The sequence below is a fragment of the Phaeovulum veldkampii DSM 11550 genome (assembly GCF_003034995.1).
GTDB classification, from domain to species: domain Bacteria; phylum Pseudomonadota; class Alphaproteobacteria; order Rhodobacterales; family Rhodobacteraceae; genus Phaeovulum; species Phaeovulum veldkampii.
In genome coordinates this window covers 25,525-49,817 of record NZ_PZKF01000016.1, presented here as the reverse complement: position 1 = coordinate 49,817, position 24,293 = coordinate 25,525, and the positions used below count along the sequence as shown (strand labels likewise).

General features: G+C 67.9%; 18 protein-coding genes. 3 read left to right on the top strand and 15 right to left on the bottom strand.

The window, feature by feature from the left end:
* Positions 1 to 17: 17 nt before the first annotated feature.
* The 3 genes from kdsA to C5F46_RS08650 are packed head-to-tail and all read right to left on the bottom strand — an operon-like array spanning position 18 to position 3,101.
* Entirely contained in the window at positions 18 to 851 is an 834-nt protein-coding gene (kdsA, locus tag C5F46_RS08660) for a 3-deoxy-8-phosphooctulonate synthase (protein ID WP_107324963.1), read from the bottom strand.
* Positions 852 to 865: 14 nt separating this feature from the next.
* The gene (locus C5F46_RS08655; protein WP_107324962.1) at positions 866 to 2,464 is read right to left on the bottom strand and encodes a capsule biosynthesis protein; all 1,599 of its coding nucleotides are present in this window, start codon (positions 2,462 to 2,464) and stop codon (positions 866 to 868) included.
* Positions 2,442 to 3,101: an ABC transporter ATP-binding protein gene (locus C5F46_RS08650; protein WP_107324961.1), complete on the bottom strand. Its 660-nt coding sequence runs from the start codon at positions 3,099 to 3,101 to the stop codon at positions 2,442 to 2,444. Before C5F46_RS08650 ends, C5F46_RS08655 begins: the two co-directional genes overlap by 23 nt.
* Positions 3,102 to 3,438: 337 nt before the next feature.
* On the opposite strand from C5F46_RS08650, the gene C5F46_RS08645 reads away from it, so the two are divergent.
* Positions 3,439 to 4,245 carry an SseB family protein gene (locus C5F46_RS08645; RefSeq protein WP_107324960.1) on the top strand — a complete coding sequence of 269 codons (807 nt, stop codon included), beginning with the start codon at positions 3,439 to 3,441 and terminating at the stop codon, positions 4,243 to 4,245.
* 130 nt (positions 4,246 to 4,375) lie between these two features.
* Here C5F46_RS08645 and C5F46_RS08640 read toward each other — a convergent pair whose 3' ends face one another.
* From C5F46_RS08640 to xdhA, 9 genes are all read right to left on the bottom strand, one after another.
* Positions 4,376 to 4,699 (bottom strand): AzlD domain-containing protein, encoded by a 324-nt coding sequence (locus C5F46_RS08640; protein WP_107324959.1) that lies wholly within the window; start codon positions 4,697 to 4,699, stop codon positions 4,376 to 4,378.
* Entirely contained in the window at positions 4,696 to 5,418 is a 723-nt protein-coding gene (locus tag C5F46_RS08635; protein ID WP_107324958.1) for an AzlC family ABC transporter permease, read from the bottom strand. Before C5F46_RS08635 ends, C5F46_RS08640 begins: the two co-directional genes overlap by 4 nt.
* A 71-nt stretch (positions 5,419 to 5,489) precedes the next feature.
* Positions 5,490 to 6,569, bottom strand: a complete 1,080-nt coding sequence (locus tag C5F46_RS08630; RefSeq protein WP_107324957.1) for a BMP family ABC transporter substrate-binding protein — start codon at positions 6,567 to 6,569, stop codon at positions 5,490 to 5,492.
* A 50-nt stretch (positions 6,570 to 6,619) separates the two neighbouring features.
* Positions 6,620 to 7,549 (bottom strand): ABC transporter permease, encoded by a 930-nt coding sequence (locus tag C5F46_RS08625; protein WP_407947333.1) that lies wholly within the window; start codon positions 7,547 to 7,549, stop codon positions 6,620 to 6,622.
* Positions 7,549 to 8,628 carry an ABC transporter permease gene (locus C5F46_RS08620; RefSeq protein WP_107324955.1) on the bottom strand — a complete coding sequence of 360 codons (1,080 nt, stop codon included), beginning with the start codon at positions 8,626 to 8,628 and terminating at the stop codon, positions 7,549 to 7,551. Before C5F46_RS08620 ends, C5F46_RS08625 begins: the two co-directional genes overlap by 1 nt.
* Positions 8,625 to 10,154 (bottom strand): ABC transporter ATP-binding protein, encoded by a 1,530-nt coding sequence (locus C5F46_RS08615; RefSeq protein WP_107324954.1) that lies wholly within the window; start codon positions 10,152 to 10,154, stop codon positions 8,625 to 8,627. The genes C5F46_RS08620 and C5F46_RS08615 overlap by 4 nt, the downstream gene beginning before the upstream one ends.
* On the bottom strand, positions 10,151 to 11,092 hold the full coding sequence (gene xdhC / locus C5F46_RS08610) for a xanthine dehydrogenase accessory protein XdhC (protein WP_107324953.1): 942 nt from the start codon (positions 11,090 to 11,092) through the stop codon (positions 10,151 to 10,153). Before xdhC ends, C5F46_RS08615 begins: the two co-directional genes overlap by 4 nt.
* Positions 11,089 to 13,413: a xanthine dehydrogenase molybdopterin binding subunit gene (gene xdhB / locus C5F46_RS08605; protein ID WP_107324952.1), complete on the bottom strand. Its 2,325-nt coding sequence runs from the start codon at positions 13,411 to 13,413 to the stop codon at positions 11,089 to 11,091. The genes xdhC and xdhB overlap by 4 nt, the downstream gene beginning before the upstream one ends.
* Positions 13,410 to 14,813: a xanthine dehydrogenase small subunit gene (xdhA, locus tag C5F46_RS08600; RefSeq protein ID WP_107324985.1), complete on the bottom strand. Its 1,404-nt coding sequence runs from the start codon at positions 14,811 to 14,813 to the stop codon at positions 13,410 to 13,412. Before xdhA ends, xdhB begins: the two co-directional genes overlap by 4 nt.
* A gap of 127 nt (positions 14,814 to 14,940) precedes the next feature.
* On the opposite strand from xdhA, the gene dnaE reads away from it, so the two are divergent.
* Both dnaE and eda read left to right on the top strand, forming a co-directional pair.
* Positions 14,941 to 18,387, top strand: a complete 3,447-nt coding sequence (dnaE, locus tag C5F46_RS08595) for a DNA polymerase III subunit alpha (protein WP_107324951.1) — start codon at positions 14,941 to 14,943, stop codon at positions 18,385 to 18,387.
* 32 nt (positions 18,388 to 18,419) lie between these two features.
* A complete protein-coding gene (gene eda, locus C5F46_RS08590; RefSeq protein WP_107324950.1) occupies positions 18,420 to 19,061 on the top strand; it encodes a bifunctional 4-hydroxy-2-oxoglutarate aldolase/2-dehydro-3-deoxy-phosphogluconate aldolase in 642 nt (213 codons plus the stop codon).
* Here eda and C5F46_RS08585 read toward each other — a convergent pair.
* From C5F46_RS08585 to C5F46_RS08575, 3 genes are all read right to left on the bottom strand, one after another.
* Positions 19,058 to 19,321, bottom strand: a complete 264-nt coding sequence (locus tag C5F46_RS08585) for a hypothetical protein (RefSeq protein ID WP_107324949.1) — start codon at positions 19,319 to 19,321, stop codon at positions 19,058 to 19,060. The two genes, eda and C5F46_RS08585, sit on opposite strands and share 4 nt — an antisense overlap.
* Positions 19,322 to 19,337: 16 nt before the next feature.
* Positions 19,338 to 22,133 carry a [protein-PII] uridylyltransferase family protein gene (locus C5F46_RS08580; RefSeq protein WP_107324948.1) on the bottom strand — a complete coding sequence of 932 codons (2,796 nt, stop codon included), beginning with the start codon at positions 22,131 to 22,133 and terminating at the stop codon, positions 19,338 to 19,340.
* A gap of 64 nt (positions 22,134 to 22,197) precedes the next feature.
* Positions 22,198 to 24,267, bottom strand: a complete 2,070-nt coding sequence (locus C5F46_RS08575) for a bifunctional aldolase/short-chain dehydrogenase (RefSeq protein ID WP_107324947.1) — start codon at positions 24,265 to 24,267, stop codon at positions 22,198 to 22,200.
* Between the last annotated feature and the right edge of the window lie 26 nt (positions 24,268 to 24,293).

Here is a 24,293-nt window from a genome sequence, read left to right as displayed (position 1 = left end):
CCAAGATGAAGGGCGGGTCAGAGCCGGATCGGGTCGGCCTTGGCGAGCCGGTCAAAGGCCATCAGGCTGTCGATCAGGCGCGGCATCTGGTCGAGCGGGATCATGTTCGGCCCGTCGGAGGGTGCAGTATCGGGCGCTTCGTGGGTTTCGATGAACACGCCCGCGATGCCCAGACTGACGGCGGCACGCGCCAACACGGGGGCGAATTCGCGCTGCCCGCCCGAGGCGCCGCCAAGCCCTCCGGGCTGCTGCACGGCGTGGGTGGCATCCATGATCACCGGCCAGCCCATGCGGCCCATGATCGGCAACGAGCGCATGTCGGCCACCAGCGTGTTGTAGCCAAACGAGGTGCCGCGTTCGGTCAGCAGGATGTTGGGGTTGCCGGTCGAGGCGACCTTGGCCGCCACATTTTCCATGTCCCAAGGGGCCAGAAACTGACCCTTCTTGATGTTGACCACGGCGCCGGTGGCGCCTGCGGCCAGCAACAGATCGGTCTGGCGGCACAGAAATGCCGGGATCTGGATCACATCGACCACCGCCCCCGCCTCGCGCGCCTGGGCCGCGTCATGCACATCGGTCAGCACCGGGCAGCCCAGCCGGGCGCGCACGGCCTCAAGCACCGCCAGCCCCGCCTCCATCCCGATCCCGCGCCGCCCCGAGAGCGAGGTGCGGTTGGCCTTGTCATAGCTGCCCTTGAACACGAATTGCGCGCCCGCTGTGGCGCAGGCCTGTGCCATCGCCCCGGCAATCATCAGTGCGTGATCAAGTCCCTCCAACTGGCAGGGACCGGCGATTATGGTCAGGGGCAGGTCATTGCCGACGGTCAGCCCGCCGATTTTCACATGGGTCATGGGCACCTCCGGTGTCAGGCCGAGACCTGTTCGCGCAGGATCGCGGCGGTCAGGGACAGCATCAGGTAGATGCCGGAAAAGATCAGGAAGGCCAAGACGGTGTTTTCAAAGGCGCGCGGATAGGTCGGCTCGTCGGGGGCCACGGGGCGCACGCCCATCGACAGATAGCGCACCTGCTTGTTGGCCTCGATCCGGGCGGTTTCCAACTGCTGTGCAGCCTGGCTCAGCATCAGCTGGCGGGTTTGCAGATCGGCCTCGGCAATGCGCAACTGGCCGGTGACCGAGGCCAGCGACGAGGCGCCGCCGGTGCTTTGCGTCAGTGTGGCGCGCAGCCCCGCGATCAGCGATTCAAGCCGGGCGATATCGCCGCGCACGCCATCGACGCGGGCCTTGTTGGGGCTGGGGTTATCCAGCAGTTGCTGCAATTCCAGCCGTTTTTGCTGCATCTGCGTTTCAAAGGCGCTGACCTGCTGCATCACCAGCCCCGATTCCGAGGCCGGGTCGAGGATGCCCATCTGTTCCTGCAACGCCAGCACCTTTTGCTGGGCCTCCAGCACCTTGGCCTCGGCCTCGGCATAGCTTTGGCGCGCGCCCTCCATCTGGTCTTCGCGCAGGCGCTGGGTCAGATGGTCCACCTGTTCCTCGGCATAGCCGATCAGGGCTTTGGAGAAGGCGACAGACATCTGCGGATCGGCGGCGATCACCTCCATCCGCACCACGCCTTCGGTCGGATCATAGCCGATCTTGACGTTTTTGCGGTAGAGTTTGTAGGCCTTTTCATTGCTGGCGTCAGGGTCGAGGCGCCGCAGCGGGTCGATGTGGTCTTGCGCGAAGTGTTGTTTGTAGGCCAGATCCTGATCCAGCCGCAAAAGCGCCTCGCGTGATTGCAGATAGCTTTGCACCGTCACCGAATCCTGGCTGGAGCCAAGCTGGATGCCCGCAAACAGCCCGCCCAGCCCGCCGCCCTGTTGCTCGGCCTTCTGGATGACAAATTCGGTGTTGGTCGCGTAAAGCGGCGTTGCAGTCCGGAAATAATACCAGCCCGCAATAAGCGTGGGCAGCAGCACAAAGACCGCCAGCCGCGCAACCAGCAGCGCCAGCCGCTGGCGGCGGCGCTGCGCGATGTCGCGTTGCATCGCGATGATCTCGCGGGCACGGCGATCTTCGGGGTTGAGGTCGGCGGTGGCGGGCAAGGTCTGGCCCGAGGGCAGCGGCTGCGGCAGTTGCACCCGGTCCCCGACCTCGGCCCCCACCAGCGCGGCCAGCGCCCCGGTCGGTTGAAACGGGTCGATGCCGCGACGGCGCAACAGCCGCACCGCCTCGAAATCGGACGAGGCCTCGATCCCGTGTTTTTGGGCCACGCGCCGGGCGGTGCGCAATTGCCGCCCGCTCAGCCCTTCGGCGCGGATCGCGGCGATTTCCTCGGCGCTGTTGGGGCCGGGCGTGGTGGGCGCGTCGGTGTCTGCGGCCGCGGCGGTGGGGAAGGGGGCGCCACCAAAGCCGTCTTCGACCGGCTCGAAGGGCGAAACCTCGGGCGCCGCCTCGGCGGGTGTCGTGCCGGGCTTGGCCTCGGGGCGGATGCGAAACCGTTTAGCCTTGGGTCCGGTAGTCATAAAGCTGTTTCGCCTCTTCCAGAGTGTCGAACATATACAGGTGCCCGTCGCGCAGCACCGCCGCCTGACGGCAGAACTTTTCCAGCGTGCTGGCCTGATGCGATACCACGACCACGGTGGCGTCGCGCAGCCGCTCGCGCAGAATATTGCCTGCCTTGCGGTTGAATTCCACATCCGTCGTGCCGGGCATCCCCTCGTCGATCAGGTAGATGTCGAATTCCAGCGCCAGCAGCAGCGCCAGCGACAGCCGCCCGCGCATACCGGCGCTGTAGGTGCCCACCGGCTGGTCGAAATATTCGCCCAGATCGGTGAGCCAGCGGCAGAACGCCTCGACGTAATCAGGGTCAAGGCCGTAAAGGCGGGCGATGAAGCGGGCGTTTTCGTTGCCGCTGTGGCGCGACACCACGCCGCCCATGAAGCCCAGCGGAAACGACACGCGGCAGTTTTTGTAAATCTCGCCCTCGTCGGGTTTTTCCAGCCCGGCCATCATGTTGATCACGGTGGTCTTGCCGGTGCCGTTGGGCGCAAGGATGCCCAGCGAGCGCCCCGGTTCGATCCGGAACGAGGCACGATCAAGGATCACCTTGCGCTGCGAGCCGGTCCAGAACGATTTGCTGACATTGCGGAATTCAAGCATGGGCGCCTTGCGATGACCTGCGCGTGCCGGGGCGACACCCGCCGCGGCGGGGCTGGGGTTGACCTGTGACTACGGTCACAATCGGGCAATATCATGTCGCCCGCCTGTGGGGATACCTGTAATTTTAGGCTGTTTGTTTCCGCCCCGGAAACGTCTGGGTCGTAACCGGTCGGGTGTGGGGCGGGGCGGGCACGATGGCGCCGCGGTTGTCGGCGGTTCGGCCCGGCGGGCGACGAAATCGCCACCGCCCGCTGCGCGCGTCGCTTTTTGCCTTTCGCTTGGTCGTGCCGCGCGTCATGTTGGGCCCGACCCAGATTGACCCTGCCGGAGCCTCGCCATGACCACCGTCACCCCGTTCGACCTTGCCCACAAGGCCACTCAGGACGCCCCCGAAGATGATGCCGCGCGGCTTGCGCTTTATGAATGCCTGGCCGATTCCGAGCTGTTCTTGCTGCTGGCCGAAGAAACGGATGACCAAAGCCTTGCCCCGGCTCTGATCGAGACCGAAGAAGGCCAGTTTTTGATGGCTTTCGATCTGGAAGAACGCCTTACCGCCTTTACCGGCAAGGAGGCGCCCTATGCCGCGCTGCCGGGGCGGGTGATCGTGGGCCAGTTGGCGGGGCAGGGGATCGGGCTGGGGATCAACCTTGGCGTGGCCGAAAGCGCGATTCTGATGCCGCCCGAGGCGGTGGACTGGCTGGCCGGAATGCTGGCCGAGGCCGCCCCCGAGGCCGATGAGGGCTGGCCCGACTATTTCCTGGCCCCGAACCTGTCGGAGGCGGTGCTTGACCGACTGGCGGCCAAGCTGGCGCCCTTCGGTGCTGTGGTGCCCGAGGCGTTTCTGGCCGGTGTCGGCTGGGAAGATGGGCGGCAGGGTCATATTCTGGCGTTTGAAACCCTGCCTGACGCGGCTGGCCCCGAGGCCGAGCCTGCGCTGGCCAAGGCGGTGTCCGAGGCGCTGGCATTTGCCGGACTGGAGGGCGAGGAAATCGCCGTGGTGTTCTTGCCCGCCGATGACCCGGCGCGCCCCACGCTGGTCGAAATCGGCTGGCGTGTCGTGCTGGTTCCGGCCGAGACCGCTGAGGAAGCCGAGGCCCCCAAAGGCCCCGGCATGGACCCCGACCGCCCGCCCGTTCTGCGCTGACAACACTGCGCGGCCTCCCGCAGCCCCGCGAGGGGCGCGGCTCAGCGCTTTCTGACCGCGTTCGGCTGAGGCGATGCGGGTCATCGGCACCTGATCGCGGCCTTTGGCCCGGCGCAGGGTGGCCGCCGTATCAGCCCAGAACGAAGATGGTCATCCCATAGGCCGCCGCCCCCGAGAGCGTGGCGATGGCCGTTGACCTGAACCAAAAGTGGGCACCAATTACCGCCAACATGCCCATTGCCAGGGGGGCTTGATCGCCAAGACCCGGCTTCAGCATCGGCAGCACCGAGGCCGTGAACAGAGTGGCGATAGCGGCCGGGCCGGTGGCCGACAGAAAGCGGTCAAACAGACCTTCGGGCCTGTCGTTCGCCAGATCAAGCCGGGTCGGAGCAAAGCGGAAGGCCCAGGTGAAGGCGCCAACGATCAGCCCAAGCTGGATGACATCGACGCTCATGCAGTGTTGCCTTTCGTTGCGCGGGGCGCGCGGATCATGCCGATGGCGGCCCCCGCAACCATGCCCGAGAAAATCCCCGCAACCGGCGAGACGAGCCACGATACCAGCGCCGTCGTGCCAATGGCCACCGCGATCAGCGGCAGTTGGGCGCGGCGCAGCACCGACAGCAGCAGCGCCAGAAACAACGCCGGAAGCATGAAGCCCAGCGCGGCATCAAGGGTTGGAAAGCCCTCCAGCGCGCCCCCTCCGGCAAAGGCGCCCAGCGCGGTGCCCATCACCCAGGACGCATAGGCGCCAAGGCCGATGCCGAACATGAAGCGTTCGGAAAACCGGTGCTGGCCGCGCGCCAGCACGCCAAGGGTGGTGCCGAACACCTCGTCGGTCAGCCCAAAGGCCCAGGCCCAGGCATGTTTCTTGCGCGCATCGGCCCCGGCCTGTTTCAACAGTGCGGGGCCGTAAAGCACATGACGTAGGTTCATGGCAATCAGCGTAACCGCCGACACCGCCAGCGGTGCGCCCGTGCCGATCAGCGCCAGCGCCAGAAACTGCGAGGCGCCCGCATACATCACCAGCGACAAAAACACCGCTTCGGCAGCGCCCAGCCCGGCCCGTGTCGCCGCCACGCCAAACGAAAAGGCGATCGGCAGATAGCCCAGCGTGATCGGCAGCGATGCTGTCAGCCCAGACCGGAAACCTGCAGATGGTGAAGACGAGGGCATCCGTGGCTCCTGTGCTCAAGACGAAAGGCCGGGCGTTGCCGCCCGGCCACGGTTCTGCCGCGAGGGGCAGCTTATTTCGGCAGTTCGGCGGTGATGCCTTCGACGTAGAAATTCAGCCCCGACAGGGTTGCATCATCGGCCACCTCGCCCTCGGCCAGCCAGACCGATCCGTCCTGCTTGTTCAGCGGGCCGGTGAAGGGGTGATAGTCGCCCTTGGCGATCGCATCGCGCAGCGCCTCGGCCTCGGCCTTGACCTCGGCGGGCACCGCCTCGCTGATTTCGCCGATCTGCACCTCGCCCGCGCCGATGCCGCCCCAGGTCGCGCTGGAGGCCCACTTGCCGTCAAGCATCAGGCCCACGCGTTCCACATAATAGGGCGCCCAGTTGTCGATGATCGAGGAAATCCGCGGCGCGGGGGCAAAGGCTTCCATGTCAGAGGCCTGACCAAAGCTGTAGATGCCGGCTTCCTTCGCCTTGGCCTGCGGCGCGGTCGAATCGGTGTGTTGCAGCACCACGTCCACGCCTTCGGCGATCAGGGCGGCGGCGGCGTCAGCCTCTTTCGCGGGGTCGAACCAAGTATAGGCCCAAACCACCTTCATCTCGACTGCGGGGTTGACCTTGCGGGCGTGGATGAAGGCCGAGTTGATGCCCTGCACCACTTCGGGGATCGGGAACGAGCCGATATAGCCGATCTTGTTCGATTTGGTCATGCGGCCCGCAATCGTGCCCTGCACGGCGCGGCCTTCGTAAAAGCGTGCGTCATAGGTGGCGACGTTGTCGGCGCGCTTGTAGCCGGTGGCATGTTCGAATTTCACATCGGGGAATTTGGCGGCGACATTCATCACCGAATCCATGAAGCCGAACGAGGTGGCAAAGATCAGCTTGTTGCCTTCCAGCGCCATCTGGGTCAGCACGCGCTCGGCATCGGGGCCTTCGGGAACCGACTCGACATACGAGGTGACGACCTTGTCACCATAGGCTTCCTCGATCGCCTTGCGGCCCTGATCGTGCTGATAGGACCATCCCATATCGCCCACCGGGCCGACATAGATGAAGCCGACTTTCAGCGGCTCTTGCGCCATCGCGGGCAGGCCGAGGCCAAGAGCGGCCGCGGCGAGCGTGGTTGATGTCAGAAAGCTTCTGCGTTTCATGGGGGCTCCCCGTTTTGGTTGTGGGCCACGTGGGCCCATTGGCGGCTGCCTCAGCGCGAGGCGTGAAAGACCCGGCCCAGCGATGCGGGCGCCACTTGCGCCCCGCGCCGGTGACGGGCCGAGATGATGACCAGCACCGCAATGGTTATCAGATAAGGCGCCATCGACAAGAGTTGCACCGGGATCGCAAAGCCCGCCGCCTGCAACCGCAGTTGCAACACCGTGACGCCGCCAAAAAGATAGGCACCGATCAGCACCCGCCCCGGTTTCCAGCTTGCGAAAACCACGATTGCCAGCGCGATCCAGCCCGCGCCCGCCGTCATGCCTTCGGCCCATTGCGGCACCCGCACAAGGCTGAGGTAGGCCCCCCCCAGCCCTGCCAGCGCCCCGCCAAAGGCCAGCGCCGCAACGCGCACCGCCACCACCGGATAGCCAAGCGCATGGGCGGCGTCGTGGCTTTCGCCGACCGCGCGCAGGATCAGCCCGGCGCGGCTGCGCGACAGGAATAGCCCCACCCCCGCCACCAGCGCAAGCGACAGGTAGACCACCCAGTCATGGTTGAACAGCACCGGCCCCAGCACCGGCAGATCGGTGAGCGGGCCGAAGGTCAGCTTTTCGGTCGCGGGGGGTTTTATGCCCTGATAGCTTTGCCCCAGCAGCGCCGACAGCCCAAGGCCGAACAGCGTCAGCGCCAGCCCCGTCGCCACCTGATTGGACAGCAGAACCTGTGTCAGAAAGGCAAACAGCAGCGCCATTCCCGCGCCCGCCATGGCGCCCGCGGCAAAGCCCAGCGCCGGGCTGCCGGTGACCACCGCCCCGGCAAAGCCGCCGATCGCGCCCATGATCATCATTCCCTCGACGCCCAGATTCAGTACGCCCGCCTTTTCGGCCACCAACTCGCCCGTGGCCGCCAGCAGGATCGGGGTCGAGGCGACCATCAGCATGGCCACCAGTTGCGCGATGTCGATGCCCGCAATCATCATGCGCGCGCCCTCCCCAGACGGATGCGAAAGTTGGTCAGCAGGTCGAACCCCAGCAGGAAAAACAGCAACATCCCCTGAAACGCCTGAATCGCCGCAGCCGGAAGCCGCAGCATCAGTTGCGCCAGGTCGCCGCCGATATAGGTCAGCGCCATCAGCAGCCCCGCCAGCAATATGCCCACCGGGTGCAACCGGCCCAGAAACGCCACGATGATCGCGGTGAAGCCATAGCCCGCATTGAAGCTGTCGGTGATCTGCCCCGAGGGGCCTGCAACCTCGAACAGCCCCGCCAACCCCGCCAGCGCGCCCGAAAGGCCCAGACAAAAGGCGATCAGCCGCCCCGGCACCACGCCCGCAAACCGCGCGGCCTTGGGCGCATCGCCCGCCACGCGAATGCGGAACCCCGCGATATGGCGATGCATCAGCACATAGGTGCCGATCACCGCCACAAAGGCCGCGACCACGCCCCAGTGCATCCCGGTGCCCGCGATCAGTTCGGGGTTATGCGCCGAGGGATATTGTTGCAGGTTGCGCGAGCCGGGAAAGCCAAAGCCCTGCGGGTTCTTCATCGGGCCAAAGGCCATATAGGCCAGCAGGTTCTGCGCCACATAGACCATCATCAGCGACACCAGAATTTCCGACGTGCCGAACCGCGCCTTCAGCACCGCCGGGATCATGGCCCAGGCCCAGCCCCCCAAGGCACCCGCCAGCACCATCGCCGGAAAGATCATCGGACTTTCGGCAGGGTAAGCCGCCAGCGCCACGCCGGCCCCCGCGATCGCTCCCATGATATACTGGCCTTCCGCCCCGATGTTCCAGACACCTGCGCGAAACCCCACCGCCAACCCCGCGGCGATCAGGATCAGCGGCCCCGCCTTGACCAGCAGCTGACCGCGGAAATAGCTGGCATTCGGCCCGAACAGCGGATCCCAGAAAATCATGCGGATTGCCTCGGCCGGGTTCTTGCCAAGGGCCGCAAACAGAATGCCGCCCGCCACCATCGTGGCCAGAACCGCCGCCACCGGGGTGGCCACCGTCCACAGCCTTGAGGGCACCGCTCGCCGTTCCAGCCGGATCATGCCATGCCCTCCACCGGCTTCATCCCATGCGCGCCGCCCAGCATCAGGCCCACTTCCTCCAGCGTCAGCGCCGCGGTGGGCCGCGGGGCCGAGAGGCGGCCCTCGTTCAGCGCGGCGAAGCGGTCGGCGATCTCCATCAACTCGTCCAGATCCTGTGATATGACAATCACCGCAGCGCCTTGCGCGGCCAGATCCAGCAGCGCCTGCCGGATCGCGGCAGAGGCCGCGGCATCCACGCCCCAAGTGGGCTGATTCACCACCAGAACGCGGGGCGACTGCAACACCTCGCGCCCGATCACGAATTTCTGCAGGTTGCCGCCCGACAATGCGCGCGCCGCGACCTCTGGCCCCGGTGTGCGCACGTCAAACGCTGAAATCACCTCGCGCGCAAAGGCCCGCGCCGCGCCCATATCAAGAAAGCCTTTTCGGGTCAGCGGCTTGCGCACGGTTCCTGTCAGAATGGCGTTTTCGGTCAGGCTCATGTCGGGGGCGGCGGCATGACCCAGGCGTTCCTCGGGGGCGGCCAACAAACCCCGCGCGCGCCGCGCATTTGGCCCAAGGGCCGCGATATCGGCCCCCTCCAGCAGCACGGTGCCCGGTCGACCGGGGCGTTCGCCCGACAGCGCGGCCAGCAATTCCTCTTGGCCGTTGCCCGCAACCCCGCCGATGCCCAGCACCTCGCCGGCCCGCAGATCAAAAGTCACCTCCTTCAGCGATGGCCCGAAGGGGGTGGCGGGCGGCAGGCTCAGCCCGGTCACACGCAGCACCACCGCGCCCGCCTGCCGCCCGGCGCGGTCGGTCAGCTTCAGTTCCGCGCCCACCATCATTTCGGCCAGTTCGCGCGCCGTGCGTTCGGCGGGCACGCAGGTTGCCACCACCCGCCCCCCGCGCAAGATCGTCGCCTGGTCGCACAGGCTGCGGATTTCCTCCAGCTTGTGCGAGATATAAAGGATCGCCGTTCCCTCGGCCGACAGCTTGCGCAGGGTGCCGAACAGGATCTCCACCTCCTGCGGGGTCAGCACGCTGGTGGGTTCGTCCATGATCAACAGCCGGGGTTCTTGCAGCAGGCAGCGGATGATCTCGACCCGTTGCCGTTCGCCCGCCGACAGGTCGCCCACGATTCGCGCCGGGTCAAGCGGCAGGCCATAGGTCTGCGACACCTGCCGGATGCGCGCCGCAAGCTGGCGCATCGGCGGTGGGTTTTCCATGCCCAAAGCCACGTTTTCGGCCACGTTCAGCGCCTCGAACAACGAGAAATGCTGAAACACCATCGCCACGCCCGCCATCCGCGCGGCATGCGGGTCTGCGGGCGCATAGGGCGCCCCGGCAAGAACCATGCGGCCTTGATCAGGGGCGACAAGGCCATAGATCATCTTGACCAGTGTCGATTTGCCCGCGCCGTTTTCGCCCAGCAGCGCATGTACCTCGCCCGGCGCCACGCTGAACGACACGGCGTCATTTGCCTTGACGCCCGGATAGGCCTTGCTCAGCCCCTCCACGATCAGAAGCTTGTCGGTTGCCGTCATCGGGCGCTGTCCTCTGCACTCTGGCGGGCCGGTCGCGCAGCAGGCGGTGCCCCTGCCTGCCTCAGTAGCCCGGCCACCACGCCCACGGCAATGGCTTGCGGATGTTTCCCAAGCGTCGGGTCGCCCACAGGGCAGTCAATGCGCTGAATTTGTGCGCTTTTGTGGCCCAGGTCGCGCAACCGCGTGGCAAAGCGCGCGCGTTTCTGGTCAGACCCGATCAGGCCGAGCGAGGCGAATCCCCGGCACAAAAGCCGGTGGCACAGGTCCAGATCCAGCGCGTGGGAGTAGGTCATGATCAGATGATGTGCGGCGCACGGGGCATGCGCGCTGGCCGCCGCCAGATCAGGGGCCGCGATAACCGCAACGCCTGCCGGCACCGGGTCGGGAAAGCGGTCGGCGCCGATGTCGGCCCAGGTCACCGCAAAGTCCGGCAGCGGCGCCAGAACCGACACCACCGCCCGCCCCACATGCCCCGCCCCCCAGACCCAGACCGGCGCGCGCGCCGGATCGACGGCCTCGATCAGCCAGCCCGCCACCAGCCGGGGCAATGCCCCGCCCGCAGCCCGCGCCACGGCCCCCGGCATCGGCCCCGGCGCGGCGGTGATCGGGCGGGCATGAACCGGGCCCACGATGGCGGCAAGGCAAGTTACCTCCATCGCCTCGAAGACCAGCGTCACCCGGCCCGCGCAGCATTGGCCAAGGCCGGGGCCCAGCGAAAACCGCTCCACCGTCCGCGCGCCAGGGGGCAGGGCGCGGGCGCGCTGCACCGCCGCCCATTCCAGCGCGCCGCCGCCGATCGTGCCCTCGGTTGCCTCGGGCCAGACCAGCATCGCCGCCCCCGGCTCGCGTGGCGACGATCCCTTAACATCGACGATCACCACTCGCACAAACGGCCCCCGCCGCGCCGCCCGGACCAGCATTTCCCGGCACAGGCTCATGCCCCCCTCGCACGGTGAACGGCAGCCAGAACGGCCTCGGGCGTGGCCGGGGCGCGCAGGTCGGGCCAGTGCGGCCCACAGGCCGCGCAGGCCGCCGACAGCGCCAGATGCGCCGAAATCCCCAGCATGAGGGGCGGTTCGCCCACCGCCTTCGACCGGTGGATCGTCTCCTCGCGGGCCTCGGCCCCCCACAGCGCCACGTTGAACACGCGCGGACGGTCGGAACAGGCAGGTATCTTGTAGGTCGAGGGCGCGTGGGTCAGCAGCCGCCCCTGATCGTCCCACACAAGTTCCTCGGTGGTCAGCCACCCGGCCCCCTGCACATAGCCACCCTCGATCTGGCCGATGTCGAGCGCCGGGTTCAGGCTCGCGCCCGCATCATGCACGATGTCGGCGCGCAGGATGCGGTTTTCCCCGGTCAGCGTATCGATCACCACCTCGGTGATCGCCGCGCCATAGGCATAATAGAAAAATGGCCGCCCCCGCCCCGCGGTCCTGTCCCAGGTGATCTTGGGCGTGGCGTAAAACCCGGTGGCCGACAGGCTGACCCGGGCCATGTAGGCCGCCTGCACCGCCTCGGCAAAGCTCATCTCGGCATCGCCGGCAAAGACCCGCCCGCCCGCAAAATGCACCTCTGCGGGGGCGCAGCCATGGTGCGCGGCCAGATGGGCGGCGATCCGGCCCCGGATCGTGGCGCAGGCCGCCTGTACCGCCGCCCCGTTCAGATCCGTCCCCGACGAGGCCGCGGTGGCCGAGGTATTGGGCACCTTGGCGGTATCGGTCGCGCTGACCTGCACGGCGTCCAGCCCCACCCCAAAGGCCGCTGCCGCGATCTGCGCCACCTTGCGCTGCAACCCCTGTCCCATCTCGGTGCCGCCATGGTTCAGCCGGATCGAGCCATCGGTATAGACATGCACCAGCGCGCCCGCCTGATTCAGATGAGTCAGCGTAAACGCGATGCCGAATTTCACTGGCGACAGCGCAATCCCGCGTTTGAGGATCGGATTGCGGCTGTTCCATGCCTCAATTTCCGCTCTGCGGGCCTCATAAGCGGCCGATTTTGTCAATTCGGCCACCATCTCGGGCAAAATGAAATCGTCCACCTTCTGCCCATAATGGGTTTCCTGCGGCGCATTCATCTTGGCCGAAATATCCCCGCCGGAGGCTTCCCCAGTCGCCACCGGCGCGGCGTAGAAATTGGCGCGCCGTAGCGTCACAGGCTCGATCCCCAGATCATGCGCGATATGGTCCATCACCCGCTCGACCCCCAGCATGCCCTGCGGCCCGCCAAAGCCGCGAAAGGCAGTGGCGCTTTGGGTGTTGCTGCGCAGCCGGTGGCTTTCGATCCGCATCGCCGGAATGAAATAGGCGTTGTCGGCGTGCAGCATGGCCCGGTCGGCAATGGCCGCGCTCAGATCCTGCGCCCAGCCGCAGCGGACGAGATGCCGAAACTCCAGCCCCAGAATCCGCCCCGCCTCATCTACCCCGGCGCGGTAGTCGATGCGGAAATCGTGCCGCTTGCCGGTGATGATCATGTCGTCGTCGCGGTCGTAGCGCATCTTGCAGGGCCGCCCCGTCGCGCGCGCGGCGATGGCTGCGGCCACGGCGGGCGCGTTGCCCTGGCTTTCCTTGCCGCCAAAGGCCCCGCCCATGCGCCGCACCTCGACGCGCACGGAATGCAGCGGCAGGCCCAGCGCCTCGGCCAGCTTGTGCTGCACCTCGCTGGGGTGCTGGGTCGAGGCGTGAACGGTGATCCCCTCATCCTCGGGCAGGGCAAGGGCCACCTGACCCTCCAGATAGAAATGCTCCTGCCCGCCAATCTCGATCCGGCCTTCGACCACGCGCGGGGCGGCCGCGATGGCGGCTGCCGCATCGCCGCGCGCCCAGATCACCGGGCCCCCCTCGAACCAGGCCCCTGCCGCCAGCGCCTGATCCAGCGTCAGGATCGCGGGCAGGGGGGTGATGTCGATCTGCGCGCGGCGCGCCGCCTTGCGTGCGGCGATGTGGCTGCGGGCCACGACCAGAAACACCGGCTGGCCCGCGTAATGCACATGGCCCTGGGCCAGCAGCGGTTCGTCATGCACCGAGGGTGACACATCATTGCCATGGGGCAGGTCGGCTGCGGTCAGCACCGCCACCACGCCCGGCACCGCCCGCACCGCCGACAGATCCAGCGCCTCGATCCGCCCATGCGCCACGGGCGACAGGCCAAAGGCCAGATGCAGCGTGCCTGCGGGCGTGGGGATGTCGTCGGTATAGCGCGCGGCGCCGGTGACATGCAGGCGGGCCGAGTCGTGCGGGTGCGGTTCGCGGATGCTCATGGCGCCACCTCCAGCACCGAAACCGGCAGGCCCTGGGCCTCGTGCAGGTAGCGCAGGGCCATGCCTTGCGCCGCGCGCAGCCGGTAATCGGCCGAGGCGCGCATGTCGGAAATGGGTTGGAAGTCATCGGCCAATGCCGGGATCGCGACCTGGAACGTGGCTTCGGTGAATGCCTGCCCGATCAGCGCGGCCTCAAACGCGGTGGCGCGTTTGGGGGTGGCGGCCATGCCGCCAAAGGCCACGCGGGCGGCGGTGATCACGCCCGCATCGCAGGTCAGGTTGAAGGCCCCGCAGACTGCCGAGATATCCTGATCAAAGCGCTTTGACAGCTTCCAGACCCGCAGGCCGGGCGCACTGGCGGGAGTCGTGATCGCTTCGATAAACTCGCCCGGCGCGCGGTCTTGCTGGCGGTAGCCGAGGTAGAAATCCTGCAACGCGATGTCGCGCCGCGCGGTCCCCCGGCGCAGGGTCAGCCGGGCGCCCAGCGCGATCAGCACCGGCGGTGTATCGGCGATGGGCGAGCCGTTGGCGATATTGCCCCCGATCGTCGCCGCATTGCGCACCTGTTCCGAGGCAAACCGGCGCAGCAGGGCAGCGAAGGCGGGGTGGTGGTTTTCCAGCGCCCGGCGCAGCGCGGACATGGTCACGCCCGCGCCGATGCGCAACTCTCCCGCAGCTTGCGATATGGATTGCATGTCCTTGCAGCCGTTCAGAAAGATCACATCGCCCAGATCGCGCAGCGCCTTGGTCTGCCACAGCGCCACGTCGGTGGCCCCTGCGATCAGGGTCGCGTCAGGGCGGGCAAGGAAGGCTGCGGCCAGCGCATCCGCGCTATCGGGCCACGCGGCAAAGGCGGTGCCGGGGGCCGTCTGCCCCCGGCCCCCCGAGGATGGTTTGCCCAGGTCGCGGGCCGTTTCGGTCAGAAGATGGGCGGGCACCGGGGCGGCCTGCGCCGCCTTGGCCGCACGAATGATCGGGGCGTAGCCGGTGCAGCGGCACAGGTTGCCCGCAAGGATGTCGTCGTGGTCGCGGCACCCGGTCAGATGCGCCGCCGCCAGCGACACGGCGATGCCGGGCGTGCAAAACCCGCATTGCGACCCGTGATGGTCGATCAGCGCCTGCTGGACCGGGTGCAGGCTGCCATCGGGGGCGGCCAGCCCCTCGACCGTGCGCAGCGCGCAGCCGTCGATCTGGCCCAGCATCAGCAGGCAGGCATTGACGGCCCGCGCCCCCGCCGCATCGGTCAGCAGCACCGTGCAGGCGCCGCAGTCGCCTTCGTTGCAGCCTTCCTTGGTGCCGCGCAGCCCGGCGCTGTCGCGCAGCCAGTCCAGCAGGCTTGCGGTCGGGTCTGCGTCGGTCAGGTGCCGGGTTTCTCCGTTCAGAAGAAACGTGATGTCCATCGGGTCTTCCGCCGCGGTTCCGGTGGCCGGCCGGTCCGCCCGATGCGGCGTAGGGCGGGGCCGTTGGGTCAGGAAACCGGCCCCGCTGGCGCTTGGCAAGCGCTTTCGGCGCGCCTAGGGTCGCGGCATGGCCGATCCGCGATTCATCCACCTGCGTGTGCACACCGAATACTCGCTTCTGGAAGGGGCGGTGCCGGTCAAGCAGTTGATCAAGCTGTGCGACAAGCACGCCATGCCCGCCGTGGCGGTGACCGACACCAATGCCATGTTCGCCGCGCTGGAATTTTCGGTGCTGGCGCAGGGGGCGGGGGTGCAGCCGATCGTGGGCTGTCAGGTCTCGGTCGCCTTCGATCCGGCCCCGCCGGGCGAAAAGGTGCGGATGCCCGCGCCGGTCGTTCTGCTGGCGCAGGACGAAGCCGGTTACATGAACCTGATGAAGCTGAATTCCTGCCTCTATCTCGACAAGGCGGGCGAGCTGGTTCAGGTGACGATCGACGAACTCGCCGCCCATTCCGCCGGGCTGATCTGCCTGAGTGGCGGGGCCGATGGGCCGGTGGGGCGGCTGTTGCAGGCCGGGCAGGCCGCCAGGGCGCGGGCGCTGCTGGAGCGGCTGGCGGCGATCTATCCGAACCGGCTTTATGTCGAGGTGCAGCGCCACCCCGGCGAGGGCGGGCAGTGCACGCCGGCCGAACGCGCGACCGAGCGCGGCTTTGTCGAGATGGCCTATGACATGGGCTTGCCGCTGGTGGCCACCAACGATGTCTATTTTCCCGCCCCCGGCATGTATGAGGCCCATGACGCGCTGATCTGTATCGCCGAAGGAACATATGTCGATCAGCAAGAACCGCGCCGCAGGCTGACGCCGCAGCACTATTTCAAGACCGAGGCCGAGATGGCGGCGCTGTTTGCCGATCTGCCCGAGGCACTGGAAAACACCGTCGAAATCGCGCGGCGCTGCGCCTTCGCGGCGCACAAGCGTAAGCCGATCCTGCCGCGCTTTGCGGATGACGAGGTCGAAGAGTTGCGCCGTCAGGCCTCGGCGGGGCTGGCGGCCCGGCTGGCGGTGATCCCCCATGCCGCGCCGGTCGAAGACTATGAAAAGCGGCTGGCGTTCGAGCTGGGCATCATCGAGCAGATGGGCTTTCCCGGCTATTTCCTCATCGTGGCCGATTTCATCAAATGGGCCAAGGATCACGGCATTCCGGTGGGGCCGGGGCGCGGCTCGGGGGCGGGCAGTCTGGTGGCCTATGCGCTGACGATCACCGACCTTGACCCGTTGCGCTACAGCCTGCTGTTCGAGCGGTTTTTGAACCCGGAACGGGTGTCGATGCCCGACTTTGACATCGACTTCTGCATGGACCGGCGCGAAGAGGTCATTCACTACGTCCAGCAGAAATACGGGCGCGAGAAGGTGGGCCAGATCATCACCTTTGGCGCTCTGCTGTCAAAGGCCGCGGTGCGCGACGTGGGGCGGGTGCTGCAAATGCCTTATGGGCAGGTGGACCGGCTGTCGAAGATGATTCCGTTGGAGGGGGTCAAGCCCGTTTCCATCGAAAAGGCGCTGGCCGACGAGCCGCGCCTGCGCGAGGCCGCGCGCGCCGAGGAGGTGGTGGACCGCCTGCTGACCTATGCCCGCCAGATCGAGGGGTTGCTGCGCAACGCCTCGACCCATGCCGCGGGCGTGGTGATCGGCGATCGCCCGCTGGACGCGCTGGTGCCGCTGTATCAAGACCCGCGGTCCGACATGCCCGCGACCCAGTTCAACATGAAGTGGGTCGAGGCGGCGGGGCTGGTGAAGTTCGACTTTCTGGGTCTGAAGACGCTGACTGTCATTCAGAACGCCATCGACCTGCTGGCATTGCGCGGGGTGGTGGTCGATATCTCGGCGATCCCGCTGGATGACGCCAAGACGTATGATCTTTACGCCCATGCCCGCACGGTGGCGGTGTTTCAGGTGGAAAGCACCGGCATGATGGATGCGCTGCGGCGCATGAAGCCCACCTGCATCGAAGATATCGTGGCGCTGGTGGCGCTTTATCGGCCCGGCCCGATGGAGAACATTCCGGTCTATTGCGAGGTCAAGAACGGCCTGCGCGGGATTGAATCGATCCACCCCACCATCGACCACATCCTGGCGGAAACGCAGGGCATCATCGTCTATCAGGAACAGGTGATGCAGATTGCTCAGGTGATGGCGGGCTACAGTCTGGGCGGCGCCGACCTGCTGCGCCGCGCGATGGGCAAGAAGATTGCCGAGGAAATGGCGAAGGAACGCCCAAAGTTCATCGAGGGCGCCAAGGCCACGCATGGGGTTGACGCGAAGAAGGCAGGAGAAGTCTTTGACCTGCTGGAGAAATTCGCCAACTACGGTTTTAACAAATCGCACGCGGCGGCCTATGCCGTGGTCAGCTATCAGACCGCCTGGCTGAAGGCCAATCACCCGGTGGAATTCATGGCGGGCGTCATGAATTGCGATATCCACCTGACCGACAAGCTGGCCGTCTACAAGCGCGAGGTGGACCGGCTGGAGATCGAGACGATCCCGCCCTGTGTCAACCGCAGCCTTGCCACCTTTACCGTGGCCAAGGGCTGCGTGGTCTATGCGCTGGGGGCGCTGAAAAACGTGGGCGTCGAGGCGATGCGGCTGATCGTCGAGGCGCGGGGAGATACGCCCTTTGCCGATCTCTATGATTTCGCCCGCCGCTGCGACCTGAAGCGGATCGGCAAGCGCCCGCTGGAGATGCTGGCCCGCGCCGGAGCCTTTGATCAGCTTGATCCGAACCGGCGCCGGGTGTTCGACAGTCTTGATGTGCTGGCGGCATGGTCGGCGGCGGTGGCCGAGGCCAAGGGGTCGTCGCAGGTGTCGCTGTTTGGCGAGGCGGGCGACGATCTGCCGCCGCCGCGGCTCGCCGATGTCGATGACTGGCTGCCCGCCGAACGTCTGGCCGAAGAGCATCAGGCGGTGGGTTTTTATCTGTCGGGGCATCCGCTGGATGACTACATGCCCGCGCTGCGGCGCAAAAAGGTGATGACGCTGGCCGAAATCACCGCGGCCGCCGAAAACGGCCCGCTGGTGGCGAAAATCGCGGGCAACGTGGCCAACAAGAAGGAAAAGAAATCCGCCAAGGGCAACCGGTTCGCCTTTGTCGGCCTGTCGGACCCGACCGGGCTTTATGAGGTGACGGTGTTCTCCGACACGCTGGAGGCCGCGCGCGACCATCTGGAGCCGGGTGCGGCGGTGGTGCTGACGGTGGAGGCGACGCTGGAGGGCGAGACGCTGAAGCTGCTGGCGCGCGGCGTGACGCCGATCGACGCGGTGGCGGCCGACGCGGGCGGGGCCGGGTTGAGGGTGCATGTGGACACGCCCGAGGCGGTGGGCGCGGTGGCCAGCCTGCTGGCCCGTCTGGCCGAAGAAGCCCGCGTCCGCTCGCGCGGGCCGATCACCTTTTGCGTCATCGACCGCGACCGGGGCGCCGAATATGAAATAGTTGCGGGGCGCGAATTTCCGGTCAACCCGCAGGTCAAGGGCGCTTTGCGCGCGCTGCGCGGTGTGGCCATGGTCGAGGAAATCTGAACCCTCCGCTCCTCCCAGAAAGGTGATGTGTCATGACCCCCAGCCAGCAAAGCGACCAGACCGAGGCGATCTGCCGTCTGGCCCCGGTGGTGCCGGTGCTGGTGGTCCAGAATGCAGCCCGGGCCGCGCCCCTTGCGCAGGCGCTGGTGGCGGGCGGTCTGCCCGCGCTGGAGGTGACGCTGCGCACGCCCGCGGCGCTTGACGCGATCCGCGCGATGGCCGATGTGCCGGGCGGCGTGGTGGGGGCGGGCACGCTGCTGACGCCCGCCGATGTGCGCGCTGCCAAGGCTGCCGGGGCGCGGTTTGGTGTGTCGCCGGGGGCCACGCCCGCGCTGCTGGCGGCCTGCGAGGATGTGGGCCTGCCAATCCTGCCCGGCGCCGCCACCGCAACCGAGGTGATGGCGCTGCTGGAACGCGGCTACCGGGTGCAGAAATTCTTTCCCGCCGAGGTGGCTGGCGGCGCGGGCGCGCTGCGCGCGCTGGGCGGGCCGCTGCCGCAGGTGCGTTTCTGCCCCACCGGCGGCGTCAGCCTGACCAATGCGCCGGGCTATCTGGCGCTGGCCAATGTGCTGTGCGTCGGCGGTAGCTGGCTTGCGCCCGAGGCGCTGGTGGCCGCGGGCGACTGGGCCGCGATCACCGCGCTGGCGCGGGCGGCGGCGGCGTTGGGGCGCTAACCCTCGAACCGCGCCGCGCGGCGGGCGGGGGTGGCGGGGGGGCGGGTCAGCCCCTCGGTCAGAACCCGGCTCATCGGATGGTCGGGGGTGTCTGCGCCATAGTGCGCCAGCGCCGCGCGCATCGCTTCGGCCGGGTCGGTGCCGGGCGCGAGGCTGAGTGCCCAATCCAGAAAGATCGAGCGACATTCTGGCGTGCCGATGCCCTCGATGCGATAGCTTTCGCGGATCAGGCCTTTCGGGTCGGCCTTGGTCATGTCCATGATTGTCCTCGCCATGTCACTGTGCCTCAACCTCGGCGCCGGGGGCCAGCGCGCGTTCCACGATCGCCTGCACGGCGGTGACGGTTGCGGCCAGTCGTGCGGCCAGCGCGGGCAGGTCCGGCTCGCCCGCCTCGCGCAGCAGAAAGGCCCGCGCGCCCTCGCCCACCGTTTCCATATCCAGCGGTTTGTCGGTCAGCAGCCGCGCACCGGCCTGCAACCGCCACAGCAGCCGGTAGGCCGAGGCCAGCGTGGCCTCTTCGGCCTTGGTCACAAGGCCCTTGCGCTGCCCCAGCCGCAACTGCGCCTCGACCCGGCGCGCCGGGTCGCCCGCGCGCAGTGCAAAACTTTGCGCCAGCAGTTCGATGTCCTGCAACCGGCCCGGCCCGATTTTCGCCTCCCACGGGCCATCGGTCGCCTTGGCGGCAAAGATGCGGGCGCGCATTTCGGCCAGATCGGGCATCACCCGCGCGTCGCCGCCCTTGGCCGCCAGCACCGCCAGCCGTGCCGTCTCGACCTCGGCGGCCAGATCATGCGCCCCGGCGATCACCCGCGCCCGCGTCAGCGCCAGATGTTCCCAGGTCCAGGCCTCGTCCATCTGATAGGCATGAAACGCCCGCAGCGAGGTGGCGACCGGACCCTGCCGCCCTGAGGGACGCAGCCGCATGTCCACCTCGTAAAGCCGCCCCTCGGGCATCGGCGCCGACAGCGCCGTGACCAGCGCCTGCGTCAGCCGCGCGTAATAGGCGCGGGTGGCCAGCGGGCGCGGCCCGTCTGAGCACTCGATCCCCGCCGGGTCATAGATCACGATCAGATCAAGGTCCGAGGCCGCGTTCAGCCGTTCGGCCCCCAGACTGCCCATCCCCAGCACCACCGCGCCACGACCGGGGCAGGGGCCATGCTTGCGCCCGAACTCGGCCTGCACCTCGGGCCAGAGCGCGGCGACCGTTGCGCCGGCCAGATCGGCATATTGCCGTGCCGCTTCGGCCGCATCGACCAGGCCGCGCAGGTGATGCACGCCCACGCGAAAGTGCCATTCCTTCAGCCATCGCCGCGCCGTGACCAGTTTTTCCTCGTAATCCTGCACCGGGTCGATCGCGCGGCCCAGATGTTCGGTCAGCGCGGGCGCACCGGGCCAGGGAGCGAAAAACTCGCCCGCCAGCACCGCATCCAGAACCCCGGCATTGCGCGAAAGATAGGCGGCAAGACCAGGCGCCGTTGTGCAGATGTCAACAATCAGGTCGATAAGCTGCGGATTGGCCTCGAACAGCGAAAAAAGCTGCACCCCGGCGGGCAGCCGGGCCAGAAAGCCATCGAACTGGTGCAGCGCCTCTTCGGGGGCGGCGGCGCGGGTCAGGCGGCGCAGGATTTCGGGTTCGACCCGGCGAAAGATGCCCTGCGCGCGGGCCGACCGCAGCGCGGGATAGCCGCGCCAGCCATCGACTGTGGCCTGCGCGCTGTCTGACAGCGGCGGGATCGCGCCGCCTTCGGTGGGCGCGAAAAAGCCGCCCGTCAGGGTTTCGACCCGTTCGAGCCGTTCCAGCAACGCGGCCTCCCAAAGGTGGGTGTCGGGCGCGCCCATCATCCGGGCGATCCGGTCCAGCCCGGCGTGCGTCGGGGGCAGCAGGTGGGTTTGCGCGTCATTTACCATCTGCACGCGGTGTTCCACCTCGCGGTGGGCGCGGTAGGCTGCGGTCAGTTCAGCGGCGACATCGGGCGGCACCCAGCCCTTGGCGGCCAGTGCGGCCAGCCCGCCCACCGTGGTGCGGTCGCGCAGATCGTGGTCGCGCCCGCCCGCGATCAACTGCCGGGTCTGGGTGAAGAATTCGATTTCGCGGATACCGCCTTGGCCCAGCTTCATGTTGTGTCCGGGCAGGGTGATCGGCCCGTGCAGCCCCTTGTGGTCGCGGATGCGCAGTCGCATGTCGTGGGCATCCTGGATCGCGGCAAAATCCAGATGCTTGCGCCAGACAAACGGGGTGAGCGTTTTCAGAAATCGCCAGCCCGCCGCGATGTCGCCGCCGCAGGGGCGGGCCTTGATATAGGCCGCGCGTTCCCAGGTGCGGCCCTCGGCCTCGTAATAGGTTTCGGCTGCGGCCATCGAGATGCAGACAGGCGTCACGCTGGCATCGGGCCGCAGCCGCAGATCGGTGCGGAAGACATAGCCCTCGGCGGTCATGTCCGACAAAAGCGCGGTCATCTTGCGCGCCACGCGGATGAAGGCGGCGCGCGCCTCCATCTGGTCGTCGGGGTCGTAAAGGGTTTCATCGAACAGGCAGATCAGGTCGATGTCGGAAGAATAATTCAACTCGCCGGCGCCCATCTTGCCCATTGCAAGCGCCACCATGCCGCCCGCTGTTGCCGCATCTTCGGGGCGCGCGCCGGGCAGTTTGCCGCGGCGGATTTCCTCGGCCACAAGGCTTTGCATCGCCAGATGCACCGCGGTATCGGCCAGCCGGGTCAGCGCGCCGGTGACGGCCTCCAGCGGCCAGACGCCGCCCAGATCGGCCAGCCCCGCCAACAGCGCCACCCGCCGCTTGGCCTGCCGCAGCCCGGCGCCCAGCGCATCGGGGGCCAGCGCGTCCAGCCCGGCCAGTGCCGCCTCCAGCCCGGCCTCGGGCGTGCCCGCCAGCACCGGCGCGATCCAGTCGGCCTCGCGCATCATCAGCCCGGCCAGATAGGGGCTGCACCCGGCGGTGCCGGTCAGCAGCGCGCGCAATTCGGGGGCCAGACCGGCAAACCGCGCCGCCATGTCTTCGGCGCGGTCGGGGTCAAAGGCAATCGGGCAGCGGGTCAGGCGGGATGCAAAGGTCATGGCGCGCAGACTACAGCCCGAGGGAGCAAGGTCAACCAGGGGCGCGGCACGCGCGCCCCGCCGGTCAACGCAGCGCCGCCTCGATATTGCCGCCGTCCACCGTCATCACATGGGCGGTGGTGCGGCCCGCCCCGGCCAGCATCACGAAGGCGTCGGCGACATGGCGCGCCTCGACCTCGCGGCCCAGCAGGTTGCCGCCCAGATAGCTGGCTTGATCCAGCCCCCGCGCCGCTGCACGCTCCGCGATCATCGCATCGGTCAGCAGCCCCGAGCGAATGCGGTCGGCGTTGATGCCGTTCACGCGGATGCCCTCGCGCCCCAGTTCCAGCGCCAGTTGGCGCAGCAGGAAAAAGCTGGCAGCCTTGGGCAGGCCATAGGCGCCAAAGCCCTTGCCGGGGTTCACCGCCTGTTTCGAGACATTGATCAGAATTTGCCCCGTGTCAGCCGCGCCCCGCGTCCCGCGCGCCGCGGTCTGGGCGCGGAACACCGCCACGGCGGCCTGCGCAAAGGCCTGATGGGCAAAGAAGTTCAGCTCGAAGCTGTGGCGCAGCACGGCATCGTCCAGCGTGGCAATCTCGCCGGTAAAGGCCGCGCCCGCGTTCGACACGACAATATCCAGCCCGCCAAATCGGCGCACACAGGCCGCAACCGCCGCGGCTGCCGCACCCGCCGCGGTGATGTCGTAGGCGATGCCGCCGTGGTCGCGCCCCAGCGCGGCCAGCGCCGTGGCCAGCGCCGCTTCTTCGCGGTCAACCAGAAACAGGCTGGCGCCCTCGGCGGCAAAGGCGCGCGCGGTGGCCAGCCCGATGGCGCCCGCGCCGCCGGTGACCAGCACCACCTGCCCCTGAAAGCGCGGCGCCTTGCCCTTGCCCAGCTTGGCCTGTTCCAGCGACCAGTATTCCATGTCGAACAGATCCGTCTCGGGGATCGGGTGGAACCCGCCGCAGGCCTCGCCATCGGCCATGACGCGGGCGGTCTGTTCACCGATGTCGGCGGCGATCCGGGCGGCGGCGGCGGTGGCGCCCACGCCCACGATCCCGGCGCCCGCCATCCACACCAGCCCCGGCATCGGCGCCAGCATCGTCTTGGCGTCGCCAAAGCGCGGCGCTTGCCGGTCGAAATAGGCGCGGTAGCGGGTGGCAAAGCCCGCCACCTCGGCGCGGATCGCCTCGGGGCCCGCGGCCAGCGTCGCGGCCCCCAGCACCAGCGGGTGGCCCTTGGTGCGGATCACATGGTCTGGTGTGGCCACGCCCCGTTGGGCCAGTTCGGCCAGGTCTGGCCGCGCGAGAAAGGCCCGCGCCGCCGCATCACCGCGCAGGTCCAGCACCGGCAGGTTTGCCGTCTCGGGCAGCACCGAGGCCAGCGCGCCGCGCAGCGCGGGCAGCGCCTGCGCCAGCCGGTCGGCGGGCAGCGCCGCGGCGGGCACCAGCCGCGCCGGACGGCGCTGCGCCAGCCAGTCTTCGACCTCGTTGGTATGGGCCAGCAGCCGGTCATAGGATGCCTTGGCCGTCGGCCCCCAGGCGAAATGACCATGGTTGACCAGCAGCAGCCCCTCGGCCTCGGGGTTGGCCTCGAAGGCGGCGGCGGCGGCCTTGGCCAAGGCAAAGCCCGGCATGATATAAGGCACCAGAGTCAGCCGGTCGCCAAAGATTTCGCGGCAGGCGGCGGCGACCTCGGGCAGGTTGGCCAGCGTCAGGAAGGCGGTGGCATGGGTGTGATCGACATATTTGTGCGGCAGCCAGGCGTGCAGCAGCGTCTCGACCGAGGGGTTGGGGGCGGCGCTGTCCATCAGGTTGGCGCGCTGGACATTGACCATCGCCTCGTCCGACAGGCCGGGCAGATCGCGCAGCCGCATCAGCGGCGCCAGCCGCACCGCCGGAAGCCCCGCCGCCTCGATCACCTCCAGATCCCAGCCCGAGCCCTTGATGTGGATCACCTCGACCGCGTCGCCATAGACATCGTGCGCGGTCAGCTTGACCGAGGTGTTGCCGCCCCCGTGCATCACCAGATCGGGGTCTTGCCCGATCAGACGCGACGTATAGACGCGCAATGCCAGTTCGCGCGCGGTCGGGTCTTGTCCGGCGGCCGCTTGCATCGCATCGGCGTCGCTGTCGTGCCAACGGTTCGGGATCATCTGTCTGTCCTTCGATCTGGGGCCGG

Coding starts and splice junctions, on each gene's coding strand:
- kdsA (WP_107324963.1), bottom strand. CDS start 851: ATGACCCATGTGAAAATCGGCGGGCTGACCGTCGGCAATGACCTGCCC.
- C5F46_RS08655 (WP_107324962.1), bottom strand. CDS start 2,464: ATGACTACCGGACCCAAGGCTAAACGGTTTCGCATCCGCCCCGAGGCC.
- eda (WP_107324950.1), top strand. CDS start 18,420: ATGACCCCCAGCCAGCAAAGCGACCAGACCGAGGCGATCTGCCGTCTG.
- C5F46_RS08630 (WP_107324957.1), bottom strand. CDS start 6,569: ATGAAACGCAGAAGCTTTCTGACATCAACCACGCTCGCCGCGGCCGCT.
- xdhA (WP_107324985.1), bottom strand. CDS start 14,813: ATGGACATCACGTTTCTTCTGAACGGAGAAACCCGGCACCTGACCGAC.
- C5F46_RS08650 (WP_107324961.1), bottom strand. CDS start 3,101: ATGCTTGAATTCCGCAATGTCAGCAAATCGTTCTGGACCGGCTCGCAG.
- C5F46_RS08620 (WP_107324955.1), bottom strand. CDS start 8,628: ATGATCCGGCTGGAACGGCGAGCGGTGCCCTCAAGGCTGTGGACGGTG.
- xdhB (WP_107324952.1), bottom strand. CDS start 13,413: ATGAGCATCCGCGAACCGCACCCGCACGACTCGGCCCGCCTGCATGTC.
- dnaE (WP_107324951.1), top strand. CDS start 14,941: ATGGCCGATCCGCGATTCATCCACCTGCGTGTGCACACCGAATACTCG.
- C5F46_RS08615 (WP_107324954.1), bottom strand. CDS start 10,154: ATGACGGCAACCGACAAGCTTCTGATCGTGGAGGGGCTGAGCAAGGCC.
- C5F46_RS08640 (WP_107324959.1), bottom strand. CDS start 4,699: ATGAGCGTCGATGTCATCCAGCTTGGGCTGATCGTTGGCGCCTTCACC.
- C5F46_RS08635 (WP_107324958.1), bottom strand. CDS start 5,418: ATGCCCTCGTCTTCACCATCTGCAGGTTTCCGGTCTGGGCTGACAGCA.
- C5F46_RS08645 (WP_107324960.1), top strand. CDS start 3,439: ATGACCACCGTCACCCCGTTCGACCTTGCCCACAAGGCCACTCAGGAC.
- C5F46_RS08575 (WP_107324947.1), bottom strand. CDS start 24,267: ATGATCCCGAACCGTTGGCACGACAGCGACGCCGATGCGATGCAAGCG.
- xdhC (WP_107324953.1), bottom strand. CDS start 11,092: ATGAGCCTGTGCCGGGAAATGCTGGTCCGGGCGGCGCGGCGGGGGCCG.
- C5F46_RS08580 (WP_107324948.1), bottom strand. CDS start 22,133: ATGACCTTTGCATCCCGCCTGACCCGCTGCCCGATTGCCTTTGACCCC.
- C5F46_RS08585 (WP_107324949.1), bottom strand. CDS start 19,321: ATGGACATGACCAAGGCCGACCCGAAAGGCCTGATCCGCGAAAGCTAT.
- C5F46_RS08625 (WP_407947333.1), bottom strand. CDS start 7,549: ATGATTGCGGGCATCGACATCGCGCAACTGGTGGCCATGCTGATGGTC.